The following is a 16,444-nucleotide window of genomic DNA, read 5'->3' on the forward strand; positions in this document are numbered from 1 at the left end:
CTGGGGGTGGTGCGCGTCGGGTCTGCCATGGGAAGCACATCTTCTTCGAAAGAGCGTCACTGTTCTCCCTTGATGCGAGCAGCACATGGACGTGTCGTGCGACGCAGGCCCACCCATCAAAGTAATGAGGGAGAAAAGAGGGGAAGGTGCCACATTGACGCCAAGAGGAGCGGCTGGTTCCACTCAATTCATGTGATTCATGTCATAGATGACGTGGCGTCAGTGCGGGCATCTGCCCGGCTAGGACAGGAGGCATGCCTGAGGCCGGGTAAATCTCCCGTGTTGTTCAGGCGAGGCCGGGGTGGGCCAAGGACGGCCGGCAGTGTCGGGTGGCGGCCGGTCATGCTGTCGGCCAGTTCGCGCAGGGGGCCGGTGGCGCGGTGGGAGCTGATCTCCTCGGTGAGGTCTAGCGCCTGGTGGGCGGTGGCGCAGGCGCGTTCGAGGTCGTTATGGCGCCTTCTAACAGGTTATCTCATTTGGCGTGTTCGATAGTCTTCCGCTGTGGGGATCGTGGAGCGGTTGGTGCCGGACGAGTTGTGGGAGTTGTTCCAGCGGGTGGTGCCGGAGGCGCCGGTTCGGCCGCAGGGTGGTGATCGGCGTCGGCACGGTGACCGGGAGGTACTGGCGGCGATCGTGTTCGTGGCCACCTCGGGTTGTACGTGGCAGCAGTTGCCGTCCGCGTCGTTCGGGCCGTCGGGCGCGACGGCTCACCGGCGTTTTGCCGAATGGACGAGGGCCCGGGTGTGGGCCAAGCTGCACCGCCTGGTCCTGGACGAGCTGGGAGCCCGCGGCGAGCTGGACTGGTCCCGCTGTGCGATCGACTCGGTGAACATGCGGGCGGTGAAAAGGGGGACCTGACGGGTCCGAATCCTGTGGACCGGGGCAAGTACGGGTCGAAGGTCCACCTGATCACCGACCGGAACGATCTGCCCCTGTCCATCGGCATCTCGGGCGCCAACGTGCACGACAGCCAGGCCCTGATCCCTCTGGTGAAGGGCATACCGCCCATCCGCTCCCGCCGGGGACCCAGGCGGCGACGGCCGGCCAAGCTCCACGCCGACAAGGGTTACGACTATGCGCACCTGCGGCGATGGCCGGCCGGACGGGGTATCCGGCACCGCATCGCCCGCAAGGGCGTCGAGACCTCACAACGACTGGGCCGCCACCGCTGGACCATCGCCTGGCTCACCGGCTGCCGCCGACTCCACCGCCGCTACGAACGCACAGCCGACCACTTCCTGGCCTTCACCAGCATCGCCTGCACCCTCATCTGCTACCGCCGACTAACCAAATGAGATGACTTGTAAGCCGTTCGAACGCCGCCCGCGTGCCTTCCGCCACCCCGGGCACGAGGTCAAGGTCTGCGATCTGCGCCTGCTGGAACTCGGCCGCATCCTCCGGCCGCACCCGCCCGCCCAGCCCGAACGGGCTGAACGCCAGCGTCAACTCATCCGGTGCCTGCAACTCCTGCAGCGACCTGATCTCCATCAGCCCTCCCCGGGGTAGGAAACCCGCCAGCATGACACCGGCCGGCCCCCGCAGCAACACCCCGGGACACGCAGCACCCCACGAGCGTTTCAGCGAGGTGCGGTATCCAGCCGGGACACCGGGCTTCCATCCGGTTCGAGGGCAGCTATCGACACCTGGTGGCTGCTGCTTCCCCGGCCGAACGCGAGCCGACCTGTTGCCTGGCCCGCAGGCATCACAACCGCTCGGTGAGGGACTTCAGGTGTTTGCGCAGGGCGGTGGCTTCGGGGTCGGTGAACTGGGTCAGCAGGGTGAGGGCTTCGGTGCGGCACTGGTGGGCCAGGTCGGTCTGCAGGTTGTGGTTGTGGGTGTCGGCGAGGTGGGCGAGAGTCTGGGCCAGGTGCCACGGCTGGGCACCGTCACGCAGCATGCGGACAGCAGTGCGGTGGAAGTCGAGGGCCTCGTCCAGGCGGCCGAGGTCGCGCATGGCCTGGCCGATGCTGTCGTAGGCCAGGGCCTGGCCGGCGGTGTTGCCCACGGTGCGCTGAAGAGTCAGGCTGCGCCAGGCCAGGTCAAGGGCTTCCTCATGCCGGCCCTGGGTTCTGTGCGAAGCGGCTTGTTCAAGGCTGAGGATCGCTTCGGCGACGGGGTGGCTGATCTGTGCGATCAGTTCCCGTGCGGCTTCCAGGTGGGTGTCGGCCTGGCTGGGACGGTCGGTTTCCCGGGCGATACGGGCCAGAAGGATCAGGACGTCGATCTGGGGAAGAAGATCGGCGTTGATCTCGTGGTAGACCGCCATGGCTTGACCGGTGAGGCGTTCGGCCTGCTGGTAGTCGCCGAGCCCGGCTGCGGTATGGCCGAGGTTGCCCAACACCTGCGTCTGCTGCAGTGGCGTGCCATGCTCCTGGTAGAGGGCTAAGGCCCGCTCGAAGCTGGCGTGGGCGGCGGCGAAGTCGCGGCGCTGACACGCGCTCGCCGCTCCCACCACATCGCCCTGCCGGGGTTCATGCCGTGAGTGCGGGCTCACTAGGCGCCAGGCGACGCTTGACCGTTGCTGCAGCTGGTACCGCGATGGGCCGCAGGCCCCGGACCTCCGCCAGCGGGAGAGTCGTCAGCTGTCGGCGTGGAGCTTCCATAGCCGTACGCTGCTGTCTCGTCCAGCGGTGGCGAGGGTCGTGCCGTCGGGGCTGAAGGCCACAGCCCAGACCGACTGCTGGTAGCCGGTGAGTGTGCCAACGTACTGGCTCGTTGCGAGGTTCCACAGCCGGACGGTGCTGTCGCGGCCTGAGGAGGCCAGGGTTGTGCCGTCGGGGCTGAACGCGAGCGCGTAGACCCAGTCCGTGTGGCCGGTCAGGATGCCGACGAGCCGGCCGGTCACGGGGTTCCACAGCCGGACCGACCGGTCCTCGCTGCCGCTGGCCAGCAGCGCGCCATCTGGGCTGAACGCAACGGCCCTTACGGGCCAGGTGTGGCCGACGAGTGTACCGAGAGGCAGGCCGGTCGCCGGGTTCCACAGGCGGATCGACCCGTCCCAGCCGCCCGTGGCGAGTATGGCGCCGTCGGGACTGAATGCCGTCGCGTACACCGGCCCGTCGTGGCGGGTCAGGACGTGCAGTTGCTGACCCGTCAGGGGATTCCACAGCCCTACCGTGCTGTCATCGCTTCCGGTGGCCAGGAGCGCCCCGTCGGGACTGAAGGCCATCGCCCGGACCGGCCGAAGGTGAGCGCCGGTCAAGGCACCGAAGCGCTGATGGGCCGGCGGCGTCCACAGGCGCACAGTCCCCTCCGAACCGGCTGTTGCGAGGACTTCCCTGTTGATGGTCTCGGGTCCGTTGCTGGCTCCGAAGGCCACCGCGTAGACGGGACCGCCGTCTCCGGTGAGGGCACCGATCCCGGCGCCGGACGTGGGATCCCACAGGTATACGGTCGCATCGTCGCTCCCTCCGGCGAGGAGCGCCCCGTCGGAACTGAACGCCACCGTCCAGACGGTGGCACTGGGCCCGGAAAGGCTGTGTGTCAGCTGGGGAAGAACTGCAGGCGCGGATCGGTGGACCGAAGGGGCTGAGGGCGGTCGGGGCCGTTCGTCGGCTACCGGATGGTGGGGTGGACGGGGCGGGGCCAGGGCCAGAAGGCGGCTGTCATGGCTGCGCATGTACAGGACCGGGGTGATCCACTCCAGGGTATCGGCGTGCCAGCCGGACAGGGCGATGCGCCCGGTGCGGACGGCTTCGTCGACGCCACGATTGTGCGCCAGAGCCTGATAGAACGCGGCGGAGAAGGCTTTGGCGGCATCGTCGGTGATGGAGAATTGCATGGCCACCACTGCCGGTATTCGTCGTACGAGAGTGGCGCCGGTACTTGAGAAGACGTCCGTGGCCACCCCCGTCGCGCTGCCGCAGCTGTTGAGGACGACCAAGTGCGGCATCGGAGTGCTCACGGTGAGCAGGTCGGCGAGCTGGGAGGCTGACACTGGTTGGGCGCGGTTGTGGGAGTCGGCGAAGGCGATTACTCCCTCTCCCCGGAGGGTGTCGAAGCCGCCATGCCCGATGAAGTGGAACAGGTGGTAGGTGCCGGACAGCAGGGCCCCCATGAGGTCCTCCCACCGCTGGCCCTGGACCCATTCCAGCTCGACCAGTCCCAGATGCTGAAGGGGGGCGAGGGCCTCGGTCAGTTGATCGCGCTCAGCGTCGGCGTCAAGGGCGGCAAGGTTGCCCGGCAACGCGGTCATGCCCAGGATGCGCAAGGGGCCGTCCACCTGAAGCCGCCGTACCGTCTCCGGCGTGTCGACGTAACGCACGAGGGCGCTTCGCCGACACACGTACTCTCCACGGTGAACGTCATAGAGAAGCTCCCAGGGCAACACCGCCAACTCGGCTGGCAGCCTCAGCACGATGCGGCAGACTTCTCCCCGGCGCTCCACCTCGTTACGGCTGGCCGTGAACAGTGCGCCCGCCTGACCCTCCAGCACCGCCTCGAACAACGTGCTGCCCAGCCGCCGCAGCGGGCCTTCCAGGGCCGACATCACCGGCCGCACCGCCCTGACCCGGGCACTGGAGGCCAGCACATTGGCCTGCACCGCACCCAGCTCGGTGGTGATCCGTGCCGGATCCAAGTCACTGTGACTCGTGAACTCCCCGGCCGGTGACCGCACCACAACCCGGTAACGCGCCCCGTCACGGGACAGCTCAATCATGACATCGCGATCCCCAGACATAACCTGCCTCCCACCCCGGGACCTACCGCTGTCAGGTGGATTCAATCAGTAATCCCGAGTGCGCTGCGAGCCGTGCCCCCATGAGGTCGCATGTGGTGGCCTGGACATGCCACGAACCGTGCGCTCCGCGTGACATCATGCGGAAAGGTCCTGCGCCGCCCGCTACGGAACCGCTACAGCCGGACGGCAACGCGATGATGAACGCCCTGCTCGTTCGCGGCAGCGGTGGTGGGCCAGGTCGACGCCGCAGATCCCGTTGTCGTGCGGGCGACTCTTGCGCCGCAGCACCTGGCTGAACACTGGATGGTGCCCGCCGAGTCGGCCGACTATCTGCCGGGTCGGGGTGGCGTTCGGGAAGGTCTTGGGTGCCTTAGATCGGGTTCACAGGCCCTCGACGCCCTCCGCCTGGTAGCGGCGGTACCAGATGTAGTACGCCTGGCGGCTGATGGCGTAGTAGCGGCAGGTCTGGGCGACGTTTCCGGTGACCTCTTCGATGTAGCGTATGACGGCCAGGCGCCGCTTGGCCTCACGATCGAGCGGGGTTGGGCTTCGACATGCGGATCTCCGTAGTGATCGGAGACCCAGGTGTCAACGATGATCGTCAGTTTTAGATCGCGCTGGTCTCGTCCGCGCCGCCCTGGAGGGCGAGGTCGCGTTGATGCAGGCATCTTGGCAGTGAGTTGAGGGCTCGGTGACGCTCGTGGTCGTCCGGTCGATCGGGGCGCCCCAGCAGCTGGAGACAGCGCAGGAGTACGAGGACTTCGAGCAGGAGCTGGTTGACCAGTTCCTGCTGGCCGGGCTGGGCGCCAGGATCAGTGACGGCTCGATCGCCGACGACCGGCGGGCGATCTTCGAGTTCGTACGCTTGCTGGGCGGTCCGGTGTGGACGGCCGGCCCGGAGGACGCGGATCGGTTCCTGGCCGACCAGCGCAAGGCGTGGACACTCTCGCAGTTCTACGACTTCCTCATCGTCCGCTACCGGGGTGACGTCCACGCGCTGACCGGCCACGTGCTGGTGCAGCCGATCGATGAGTTCAACCGCCCGGCGAGGAGCGAGTACGGGACGCCGCGGATTCCGCCGTCCGAGGCGGAGGTGGACCTGCTCTTCGCTGCTCCTCTCTTCTTCCGCCAGATTCCAGGGCGAGCCCGCCGCCTGATCCGAGCACACCTGACGCCGGGGCCCGCACACGTAGTGTGCGGGCCCCGGCGTCGAACGGGTCGGACTCGTTACCTGGTACCGGGTGCTGTTCTTTCCGACCATGGTGTCTTACTGCTTTTCTGCACTCAGATTTCAGCCGCATGACGATGTCCTGGATGATGATCGGTGTGGATACCCGTTCGGATAGGATGTCTAGCAAGTCGGGGCGGATCACCACGGCGCAGCCGGTCGTCCGTGGCCACGGCAGGTGGTAGGCGCTCCGCTCGTACTCGGTGCGCCAGCAGATGAGCCGCAGGGCCGGACCGCGGTCGTCGTCCAATGTCAGCGGGGGTCCGGGCTTCAGGCGCAGTGCGGCACGCAGCCATGGGGTGGGTGTTAGCGCGAAGCTTGGCAGGCCCAGGCCTTGGGCGGCGTCTGCGGCGGCGGTCATGGCGCGGTCGAGGCCGAGGAGCGGGGTTCCCGGCGGGGTGTCAGCGGCGGAGTACTGCCTCAATGGTCGGTTCCACTCCTCAAGGTCCCCGTGCAAGAAGGGGGCAGTGCTGCCTTGCTGGTTTCCGGTGTCCGTCACTTCCGGGCCTGAGAAGGTCACGACGGTCAGGCCGGTCGTCCTGGTGCTCGGTGACAGGAACTTGCGTTCCTCGACGGAAGCGAGGATGCGCCAGCCTGGGAGGGTCTGTCCGGTGAGGGCGGCGGCTTGTGCCAGTGGGCGTGTGGAGGTGGTCTCGGCGGTTGTTCCGGCCGCCGGGGTGTCCTGGTCGGACGGGTCGTCGGGGCCGGGTGGCAGCCGGAGGTCGGGGCGCGGCCAGCGTGCTTCTTCGAAGGCCAGCGGGATACGGGGGTGGTCTGTCAGCACGGCGGCCAGCTGTTCCTCCCAGAGGGCCGGGTCGCTCGCGCCCAGGCCCTGCGAAAGCCTGTGCGCGCGGCTGCCCGCTGCCACCGTCTGGATCGCCTCTTCGATGGTCTCGTCGATGGCGAGGTAGGCGTCCGGCAGCTCGTCCTCGTCGGCACTGCGGTTGGCGCGAAGCTGGGTCTTGTTCCTCTCGATGGTGCGCTCGGTGTCGACTTGGCGGCGGACCTTGGCGAGGACCGCTCGGATCAGCCCGGGCTGCAGCTTCTCGGCTTCGTTCAGCCGCGCGCGGGCCACTTCTGCGACCATCCCCTTCACGACGTGGTCTTTCCGGCTGTCCTCCTGTGCAGCGGAGGTCCACAGGCGGCTCGGCGGGGTAAGTGCGGCCGGGTCGGAGGGCCCCATGGGCACGTCGGCCGCATCGGTGAGCAGTCGGCGGGCGAGGGCGCGGACGGTGAGCAGTGGTCCTCGGGCCAGTGCTTCGAGTGCGTGCTGGCAGTGGTCCACGACGGGTTGGGCTGCGGGTCCCTGTTCTTGGAGGAGGCACAGCAGCCACATCAGGGTCGCCGGATCGGAGAGTTGCTCCAGCGCAAGGGCAATGGCGGGTGCCGTGGCTTCGGGGCGAAGTGTGATCAGGGAGCGCGTGGCGGCCATCGCGCGGCGTTTGCCTTCCCGGTCGGCATATGCGAGCGCGGCCAGGGCCGCGGTCGGGAAGGCGTGGTCGAGGTCGCCGGGTGCGGGGGTGCCGTTGTCGTTGTCGGGGGCGCGGTAGGGGTGCTGGGGGTCGTCGCTGTCGTGGACGCGGGGTGCTCTGTTCTCGATGACCTCTGCGGCTTCGTCCCAGAGCGCGAAGGCCAGGTCGAGGGAGTCGTTCGGGGGCAGGGCGAGGGCTTGGTGGGCGAAGGCGAAGATCAGTGCCTGGGTGATGCCGTGGGTCCCGTACCGGCCGGTACTCACCACTGCTTCCGCTTCTTCGGTGATGACGCGGTGGGTGAGGGTGGGGTCGAGTTGGGAGGCCGCGCGAAGGGCGTCAAGGGCTGTCTCGCCTCCGAAGTTCAGCCATCCGCCTTGTCCGCGGGTGCGTACCCAGGTCAGTGCGTAGGCTTCGGCGGCGAGAGCGTCGTGGCCGTTCTGGTGGAGCTTGACCGCGAGCCGGCGCAGCAGGAGTGGGCCGTCGCGGAAGTCGAAGGGGCCGGCGATGGCACGCAGGAGTTGTGCGGCGTCGTCGGTCTGTCCTCGGGTGGCGAGGTTGAGCAGGCTGTCGCCGACGAGGTCTGTCATCTGTTCGAGGGTGTGTTGTGGTGTGTCGGTCTCGTACGGGCTCAGGTGCCATGCGCGCAGTACCTGGATCTGTCTCTTCTACACTTCTGACGCTGCCGACGAAGAGGATAGTGTAGATCTCCTTGGGTGCCGCTTCCCTCCAATACTTCTTTTTTTTGTTAATAATACTGCGAGCCGCGAGGGAGGGGGAGGGAGTGGATAAGAGGCATGAGAGACAGGATAAGAGACAGGCGCGGGGACGGGCACGCTGCGGCCGTTCCGGGACCTGTCGGTGGCCAGTGGTTCGGGCAGGAGCATGAGCTGCGGCGCGCCGATGCGTTCGGCGACGGCGTTGAGTTCCGCGACTAGCTGTGCGTCGGTCGGCGTGGCCTGGTCGCTGGAGGCGTCGGGGTTCGCTTGTCGCTCGTCGGCCCTGCTCAGGGCGATGCGCAGCAGTTGTGGAACGCCGTCGGGCGTGGAGGGGCCGATTGTCTGGGCGAGCCGGTCCAGAAGTGCGGCGTCGGCATGGAGGAGCGGGGTGTCCAGAGTGATGCGCAGGGCGGTTGCCACGACCGGGTCGGCGGTGTCGTTCCATGCGCGCCAAAGGTCCTCTCGGGCGCCGTGGAGAGTGGGGTTCGGACCGTTGCAGTCGCTGAGCAGCCCGGTGGCTGCGAGATCGGCGAGGGCCGCGGGGTCGGCGCCGGCCAGGACGTTCCACCACCGCGGGCGGGCTGCGTTGGTCTCCTTGCCGTCGGTGTGAAGGACCAGGCGTTCGCACATTGGCTGGATGCGCGCCACCCGCGCCCGCCCGCGGGCCGGGTCCGCGGCGACCAGGGCGGGCAGCGGATCCAGGACCTCATAGACGGTGATGTCCTTGCGCCAGCCGTAGGCAACCAGGAAGCGGCAGGCCGCCAGCCAGTGCTCCTGGGCCTCGGCGAGGTCGTCGGCGGTGAGGGCGAGGCGCGCGTGGATGAGGAGAGAGCGGGCGAGGTCGCTGTAGAAGCGTCCGCCGGCCTGCTGGAGGAACTCGTTGCGGACTGCTTCGTCGACGCTAGTCCGCCGTGCGGGCGTGGTGTGCTCGACGGCGATCGTCAGGAGCGTGTCGGCCGGCAGCGGTCCGCCCATCTCGCCGCGCACGCTGACGCTGATTTCCCGGCTGACGTGGATGAGGGTCTTCCACGCCTGCGGCCAGTCCTGGTCGGACACGAGGGTGGCCGCCCGGCGCACCGACTCCTCGATGAGCGGATGGATCGGGTAGAGGTCGCAGGCGCGGGGTTTGCCGGTGAAGGGGCTGAGGTCTGCGGTCAGGAGTCCGAGGGCTTCGATGGCCAGACCGGACCGGGTGGGTGCTGCGGCGGCTTCGGCGCGTGCGAGGGCGATCGCGAACCGCAGCCAGCAGGGGTACCAGCCGGGCCCCTGGACGAGAGCCAGTGCCGCGTCCAGGGCGATGGGGTCGGTGCGTGCCGTGACCGCCAGCGCGTCGAGCCACCTGGCCACGGGCACGGGGCTCCACCGGACCTGTTCGTTCTGTACGTCATAGGTCAGGGAGAACAGGGTGTCGCGGGCCGTCGAAGTCTCTTCTGCCGCAAGGCCTGCGGCGAGGTCGGCGGCGGCGACCCCCAGCGCGAGCAGCCGGTGCACCGTTCCTGACAGGTATCCCAGGTCGGCAGCCTTCTGCGCCCAGTCCGCAGCGCTGCCCACCTCACCGGGCACCGCACCCGTGGCGATCTGCTCGGCGAGTGCGAGGCATACCGGCCCACCCGCTGCAAGGCACGGCACCAGGTCGGTGACGGCCTCGATTCCGACGGTGTCGAGGAGCGTCTTGACGACCGCGTCGGCCGCGGCCTGGTCACCCCGTTCCTCGAGCCACTCGGCTATGCGGTCCAGCGACACGGGCCGGCCGGACCCGTCCTCGCGCGGCTCCTCACCTGTCCCCTGATCGGTCGCCGACAGGCGCAGCCGGCCGCGCAGGTATGCCCGTTCCACGGCCCGGTCGGACTCCGCCCCGTAGGAGGTGTCGTCCGATTCGGCCTCGTGGTCGTGTGCCGTCATGTACGCGTGCCAGGGTGCCACGGCGCCTGCCGCGTCCAGGACGGCGCACATCTGCAGACCTGCCCGGGCGGGCATGACGGTCCGGCCATCGTGCAGGAGCCGGTCTGCCAGTGTCTGAGCCCCCATCAGGGCGATCGGCACGTCGGCGAATTCCACTAGTTCCGAGTCGAAACGCTCGAACTCGTACGTCTGCGCGGCCCTGGCGAGTTCGACGCAGCGCGCGACGAGGGGCCAGTTCGCCGTCCTGGCGGCGCAGCGCAGGCCGGTGGCCAGGTTGTCCCTGATAGCCGAGGCCGGGTGGGCGGTGGAGACGGCGCGGGTGACGAAGTCCCGGCCGATGTGGTCGAGCACCTCCGTGTCGCGTCCCGCTTCGGCGAGGATCTGCAGGAGGCGGCGGAAGGCCCGCGGGTCGTCGAACAGTCCTTTCCCGGTCAGCCAGGTGGCGATCAGTGCCAGCGTCGATTCCAGGGCACCGGGGTCGTTGTCGTAGCCCAGGCGCAGGTAGCGGGCGAACGACTCGTGGTAGACGCGGATTTCGCCGGGGCCGGCCGTTCCGGAGAGCACCGGGGCGAGCACCTTCAGCGCGTCGTCGATCCTGTGCGCCCGCTCCGGGATGATCTGCCCGAGCTCCTCACGGGTGACGGACATGCCGAGCAGGGCGATGATGTCCGCGACGACGTAGGCTTCCGCGCCGAGGGTGACGTAGAGGTGGTTGTAGTAGTCCTCCAACGATCCCTGGTAGGCGGGGAGCGCCCGCACCACTGCCGCGGCTTTCGTGATCGTCTCCGGCCGGAGGGCGACCTCGCGGCAGAGGTACGTCGCGTACAGGGCGTTGCCGCCCGAGCGTTCCTGTAGCCCGTCCAGGAAGTCGGTCACGTCGCGGTCGTCGGTCAGGAGGGCTTCGGTGCGGTCGTCATCCGCCGTCGGGACGAGTTTGAGTCGCTGCGCGACGGCGCGGCATTCGTGCGCGGTCAGCGGCGGCACGGCGACGGAAGCCGCCCCAGTGTCCTGGAGGGGAGCGAGGTGGTTTCCGGGCTGGCTGAGGACGATGAGGACGCTGCCGGGCGGAAGGGATAGCGAGCCGAGGACTGCGGCGAGGGCCAGGGAGGGATCGGCCCTCCTGGTCCTTCCTCCTTGTACGCGGGTGACGTGGTCCAGTCCGTCCACGACGAGCGCCACGCGCCGGGTGGGGTCCTTGCGCAGGGCGGACTCCACCGCCGTGGTCAGCGCTTGCGCGTCGGCGGCGAAACGCGGGCGCTGCTCCTGGACGAGGTCGGGGTCCGACTCTGCCAGCCGACCCAGCAGGCTACCGAAGACCGTTTCGGTGACCACCCGGGATAGCTGGTCGCCGTCGGCGTCGCCGAGGTAACAGTAGTGCTCGGCGACCAGCCACCCGTCACCGGTGAGCTGGTCGACAAGCTGCTGGCACGCCCAGGACTTGCCCTGTCCCGGAGGGCCCGTGACCAGCAGAACTCCCCCGTCGGCTGCCGCCATCACAGCCGCTTCCGCCAGGACGCCGACCGTGGCGGGCCGGGCCACTTCCAGGGCGCGGTCGACAGGGCTCGCGCGCACGACGGCGCCAAGGTCGCTGCGCAACTGGGCCTGGCGCAATAGCTCGCGGGGTGTCACCTCGGTGCCGCGCTGCCGGGCGGAGCGGACCGTGCGGATCAGCGCCTCGGCGACGTCCACTGGTGAGCGTCCTTCGTTGGGGTAGATCCCCGCGCCGAGCTCGCCGCGTACCCGTTGAAGGAGAAGCTGTTCGGCCGGCCCTGGCTGCAGGAGGTCTGTCGTCATGGCCGGTGCTCCGACCTCCACTACCAGGTGCTCGCACAGCCATTCCAGATCCTGCTTGAACACGGCCTTGTCACCACTGGTCAGGAACCCGAAGACGTTGCCCGCCTTGCGTCGGCCCCGCGCAGGCAGGTCGAACCCTCGCCAGAGCGCTTCCGCGTCGAACCGCAGGAGTGTGGTGTTCATCCCCGGCAGGAACGTCGCGTCGGAGGAGCGGGCGGGCACCATCACAGCGTTCAGTGCATCGTCGTCCGGAGGAACGTTGCGCATCACGATGCGCAACCCGTGGGCGGTGGCGCCCGCACCGGGTCCGTCCCGGTCAGCGACGGCAGCCGCCACGAGGCGGTCCAGTCCCAGTCCGCGGTCGTCGGTCGTGAACGTGGTGTAGCCGAGGGGGTCTTCCTCGTCCGAGTGCTTGAACTGCGTCCGCTCACGGGATCCGTCCGCGTTGATCACCGTGAGGTCGTCGAAGCGGTCGTCCGTCACCAGCTTCTCGTCGACATGGACCCTGGCGATCCCACCGAGCAGCAGGTCGACGACGCGGCCTGCCTCCATCAAGTCCTGATACTCATACCCGCGGTGCGCGGCAGTTAGATCACTCATGTCGGCAGCATTCTCCACCGCCGAACAATCTCCCGGCTCAGAGTGACCAAACCGCGACGAAGGCTCCCGATCAGGTCTGCCGACTTCGCCATCGCTGAGGACCGCGGCCGCCATAACGCGCACCATCGACAACGCCCTCTCGGCAGCGCACTCTGCGTGCACAGCAGCCGCTACGGCACTGCCCGCACTCCAACGCGAGCTGTCTCTAAGGTCGGGGTATAGCCCATTCAGGCCGACCCAGCGCGTCGCGGGTCAGGGGCCCGCCGCGGGTCGGGATATGCCTATCCGGAAGGCCGACGCCCTGCTTGACCACAGGTTCTCTTCCTCGGTGTACTGAGGTCACCGGCCAGCACACAACAGGTGCCAGGCTGGGAAGGGAGGCAGGCGATAATGCGAGCCGCAGCAGGCGACTGGTTCAAGAGCAGCTTCAGCGCCAGTCAAAAGGAGTGTGCCGAGGTCCGGTTCGCGCCGGGTGTGGCATACGTGCGCGACACCGTTCACCGGAATGGCGCAGTGATGAAGGTCGTCCATGCCGGGTGGGGCGCATTCCTGCTGGGGACGCGGAAGGGCGATATCAGCGCCCCCCTGTGAAGCGTGCGTGGTCGCCCGACAGCTCGTCCGGCATCTGGCCTCGCCGTCTCGTGCGGACGGGCACTCGACCCGACAGGTACCAGGTGGTGAGTCGGCGGAGGCGTTTGTAGCAGCACAGGGCGGCGGCGAGTCCGAGAAAGGCCAGGTAGTTGCGGGGGTTGCGTTCGTAGCGGGGCGAGAGGCGGCGGTAGCCGGACAGCCAGGACATGGTCCGTTCGATTACCCACCTATGGCGGCCCAACCTCTGGCTGGACTCCACTCCCTTGCGGGCGATACGGACCGCCAGACGTTTGCCTCGCATCCATCTGCGCAGGTCGGCGCGGTCGTAGGCTTTGTCGGCGTGGATCTTGCCGGGGCGGTAGTGCCGGCCGCGTTCGGGGTCGTGTCTCGATTGGAGACCAGCCAGCATCGGCTTCAGGCCCTCGCTGTCGTGGACGTTGCCACCTGAGACAGCGACCACGACAGGCAGTCCGGTGCGGTCGGACAGGACATGCAGCTTGGAACCGGGTCTACCCCGGTCCACGGGGCTCGGACCTGTGTGTTCGCCCCCTTTTTGGCCCGCACGTGGGCTGTGTCGAGGATGATCCGGGACAGGTCGAGAAGACCTCTGGCGGCGAGTTCGTCGAGCACGGCCCGGTGCAGCCAGCCCCACACCCCGGCCCGGGACCAGATCAGGAACCGGCGGTGGGCGGTCGACTTCGATATCCCGAAACAGGGCGGCAGATGCCGCCAGGCGCACCCACTGGTCAGCACGTAGACGATGGCCGCGAACACCGCCTCATCAGGGCTGTTCTGCGTCCCGCCGCCCTGCGGACGCACCCGCGACGGCGGCAGCAACGGCCGCGCGATCTCCCACAGGCCGTCCGGAACGATCCAGCCCCACCGCGAACTCCCCATGCCCGAGCAACGGCCGACTCACCACGTAGGACACGGTCTTAGACGTCGTTTCCTTTGTGGGATGGGTCGTTGTGCTGGGCATGGCGAGTCTTGTCGAGCGGCTGGTGCCGGATGAGTTGTGGGAGTTGTTCCGTCGGGTGGTACCCGAGACGGTGGTGATACGCCCGCAAGGAGGCGGACGTCGGCGCGCCCCGGGGACCGTGAGTGTCTGGCCGCGATCGTGTTCGTGGCGACGTCGGGCTGCACGTGACGGCAGGTCCCGCCGGTGTTCGGGCCGGCATGGCCGACCGTCTACCGTCGCTTCGCGCGCTGGAGCGCGGACCGGGTCTGGGCCCGCCTGCACCGGGTCGTCCTGGACGAGCTCGGCTCCCGCCGTAAGCTGGACTGGTCGCGCTTCGCCATCGACTCGGTGAGCGTCAGGGCCTTCCAAACGGGGCCCCTGACCGGACCGAATCCGACCGACCGTGGCAAGAACGGATCGAAAATCCACCTCGTCACCGACCGGTCGGGCCTGCCGGTCGCGGTCGGTATTTCCGCAGCCAACACGCACGACAGCCTCGCCCTGCGGCCGCTCGTCGCGTCGATACCGCCGGTCCGCAGCCGGCGCGGGCCACGCAGACGCCGGCCGGACAAACTGCATGCGGACAAGGGCTACGACTACCCCACCTGCGCCGATGGCTGCGCGAACGAGGTATCACACCCCGTATCGCGCGTCGCGGCAAAGAGACCTCACGGCGCTTGGGCCGCCACCGCTGGGTGATCGAGCGCACGATGTCCTGGCTCGCCGGCTGCCGTCGGCTCCACCGCCGCTACGAACGCAAAGCGGAACACTTCCTTGCCTTCACCGCACTCGCCACCACACTGATCAACTACCGCCGACTCACCAAGTGAAAGGGTCTGTCCAATGAGTGGCTCTGTTCCGTAGTCGGTGGTGACGGTAGGCGACGGGCGTCGTTGACGTCATGTGCGAGATGTCAACTCCCTTGTGGCCACGGTGTTTTCAGGGCTCTCGGCGCTGGTCATCGATGATGTGGCGGACGACGGTGAGGTGATCCGGGTCCTGGCCCGGACCCAGGATGTCCCCGTTCCCTGCCCGATATGCGGGGTCCCGACGGGGAAGGTGCACGGGTATCACGGCCGGACCGTCGCGGATGTGCCGGTGGATGGCCGCCTCGTCGTGGTCAACGTCCAGGTGCGACGTCTGGTCTGCCCAGTCCTGGACTGTCGGCGGCAGACCTTCCGCGAGCAAGTCCCTGGGCTGCTGGAGCGCCTTCAGCGTCGCACCACGCGTCTGAGCAGCCAGGTCTCGGGGGTGGTCAAGGAGTTATGCGGCCGGGCGGCTGCCCGGCTCACCCGGACGCTGGCCGTGCCCGTCTCCTATGCCACCGCCCTGCGCATCCTGCGCCGCATCCCCGTACCGACGGTGCGGATCCCACGGGTGATCGGGGTCGACGACTTCGCCCTGCGCCGCCGCCACCGCTACGCCACGATCATCATCGACGCCGAGACCGGGGAACGCATCGAGGTTCTGCCCGACCGCGAGGCGGCCACCTTGGAGACCTGGCTGCGGGGGAAGCGAGGGATCGAGGTCGTGTGCCGGGACGGCTCGGCCACCTATGCCGAGGCGATCCGCCGGGCACTGCCCGACGCAGTGCAGGTCAGCGACCGCTGGCATCTGTGGCGCAACCTGTGCGACAAGGTCCTGGCCGAGGTCCGCGCCCACGCCCCGTGCTGGGCCACCGTCAACCCGCCCCGGCCCGGCGGCATCCGCGAGCAGACCACCCGCGAGCGCTGGCACAAAGTCCACACCCTCCTCGACTCCGGCGTCGGCCTGCTGGACTGCTCCCGCCGCCTGAACCTCGCCCTGAACACCGTCAAGCGCTACGCCCGCATCCCCGAACCGCCCGCCGATCGCATCGCCCCCCGCTACCGGCCCACTCTGGTCGACCCCTACCGCGACCACCTGCGCCGACGCCGGTCCGAGAACCCGGCCGTCCCCGTCACCCACCTCCTGCACGAGATCAGAGAACGGGGCTACACCGGCAGTGCCAACCTGCTGGTCCGCTACCTCAACCAGGGCCGCGCCGAAGGCGACCGCCCAGTGACAACCCCCCGCCGCCTCGCCCGGCACCTGCTCACCCGCCCCGAGCACCTGTGGACCAAGGACACCGCCCTGCTCGGCCTCCTCACCACAGCCTGCCCGGAGATGACCGCACTCACCCGACTCACCGGCGAGTTCGCCGCGCTCCTGACCCCGGCCCAGGCCAACGACAACAAGCTCACCCAGTGGATCACCACGGCCCGCGCCTCCGACCTGCCCCACCTGCACAGCTTCTGCAACGGTCTCGAACTCGACCGCGCCGCGGTGAACGCCAGCCTGACCCTTCCGTGGAGCAACGGCCGCACCGAAGGCGTCAACACCCGCACCAAGAAGATCATGCGGCAGATGCACGGCCGAGCAGGATTCGACCTCCTACGCCACCGCATCCTGCTCCGATGACAAGTACCTACCGTCACCACCGACTACGGAACAGAGCCCAATGAGTGGTGTATCTGGGTTGGT

8 protein-coding genes and 3 pseudogenes are annotated in these 16,444 nt (G+C 68.5%); 4 read left to right on the forward strand and 7 right to left on the reverse strand.

All coding sequences use genetic code 11. The features are described from left to right. Positions 1–507: 507 nt before the first annotated feature. Positions 508–1,295, forward strand: a protein-coding gene (locus tag BN2279_RS08490; protein ID WP_234347653.1) for an IS5 family transposase whose coding sequence is annotated in 2 segments (ribosomal slippage) — positions 508–843 and positions 846–1,295 — 786 coding nt in all. Because the reading frame shifts where the segments join, the coding sequence is not laid out codon by codon here. Here BN2279_RS08490 and BN2279_RS08495 read toward each other — a convergent pair. From BN2279_RS08495 to BN2279_RS29210, 6 genes and pseudogenes are all read right to left on the reverse strand, one after another. After that, positions 1,267–1,488: a hypothetical protein gene (locus BN2279_RS08495; RefSeq protein ID WP_159037143.1), complete on the reverse strand. Its 222-nt coding sequence runs from the start codon at positions 1,486–1,488 to the stop codon at positions 1,267–1,269. The genes BN2279_RS08490 and BN2279_RS08495 overlap by 29 nt on opposite strands. 214 nt (positions 1,489–1,702) lie before the next feature. After that, entirely contained in the window at positions 1,703–2,452 is a 750-nt protein-coding gene (locus BN2279_RS08500) for a tetratricopeptide repeat protein (protein ID WP_159037144.1), read from the reverse strand. Between the two features lie 126 nt (positions 2,453–2,578). Beyond that, a complete protein-coding gene (locus tag BN2279_RS08505; protein WP_159037145.1) occupies positions 2,579–4,660 on the reverse strand; it encodes a CHAT domain-containing protein in 2,082 nt (693 codons plus the stop codon). Between the two features lie 336 nt (positions 4,661–4,996). Continuing rightward, positions 4,997–5,266 (reverse strand): annotated as a pseudogene (locus BN2279_RS31165) (helix-turn-helix domain-containing protein); the annotation flags it as partial. A 22-nt stretch (positions 5,267–5,288) separates the two neighbouring features. Then, on the reverse strand, positions 5,289–5,675 hold the full coding sequence (locus BN2279_RS29830; RefSeq protein WP_199827674.1) for a hypothetical protein: 387 nt from the start codon (positions 5,673–5,675) through the stop codon (positions 5,289–5,291). A 40-nt stretch (positions 5,676–5,715) separates the two neighbouring features. Further along, positions 5,716–7,968, reverse strand: coding sequence for a hypothetical protein (locus BN2279_RS29210; protein ID WP_159037146.1), 2,253 nt, complete (start codon positions 7,966–7,968; stop codon positions 5,716–5,718). A 4,815-nt stretch (positions 7,969–12,783) separates the two neighbouring features. On the opposite strand from BN2279_RS29210, the gene BN2279_RS31440 reads away from it, so the two are divergent. After that, the gene (locus BN2279_RS31440) at positions 12,784–12,984 is read left to right on the forward strand and encodes a DUF397 domain-containing protein (RefSeq protein ID WP_059008050.1); all 201 of its coding nucleotides are present in this window, start codon (positions 12,784–12,786) and stop codon (positions 12,982–12,984) included. An 82-nt stretch (positions 12,985–13,066) separates the two neighbouring features. Here the strand turns inward: BN2279_RS31440 and BN2279_RS28485 are convergent. Then, positions 13,067–13,881, reverse strand: a pseudogene (locus BN2279_RS28485) (IS5 family transposase); the annotation flags it as partial. Positions 13,882–13,961: 80 nt separating this feature from the next. Between BN2279_RS28485 and BN2279_RS28490 the strand changes: the two are divergent. Beyond that, positions 13,962–14,772, forward strand: a pseudogene (locus BN2279_RS28490) (IS5 family transposase). 73 nt (positions 14,773–14,845) lie between these two features. Then, positions 14,846–16,381 carry an ISL3 family transposase gene (locus tag BN2279_RS08540; protein WP_456112200.1) on the forward strand — a complete coding sequence of 512 codons (1,536 nt, stop codon included), beginning with the start codon at positions 14,846–14,848 and terminating at the stop codon, positions 16,379–16,381. The last annotated feature ends 63 nt before the right edge of the window (positions 16,382–16,444 follow it).

The organism is Streptomyces specialis, assembly GCF_001493375.1.
GTDB lineage: Bacteria > Actinomycetota > Actinomycetes > Streptomycetales > Streptomycetaceae > Streptomyces > Streptomyces specialis.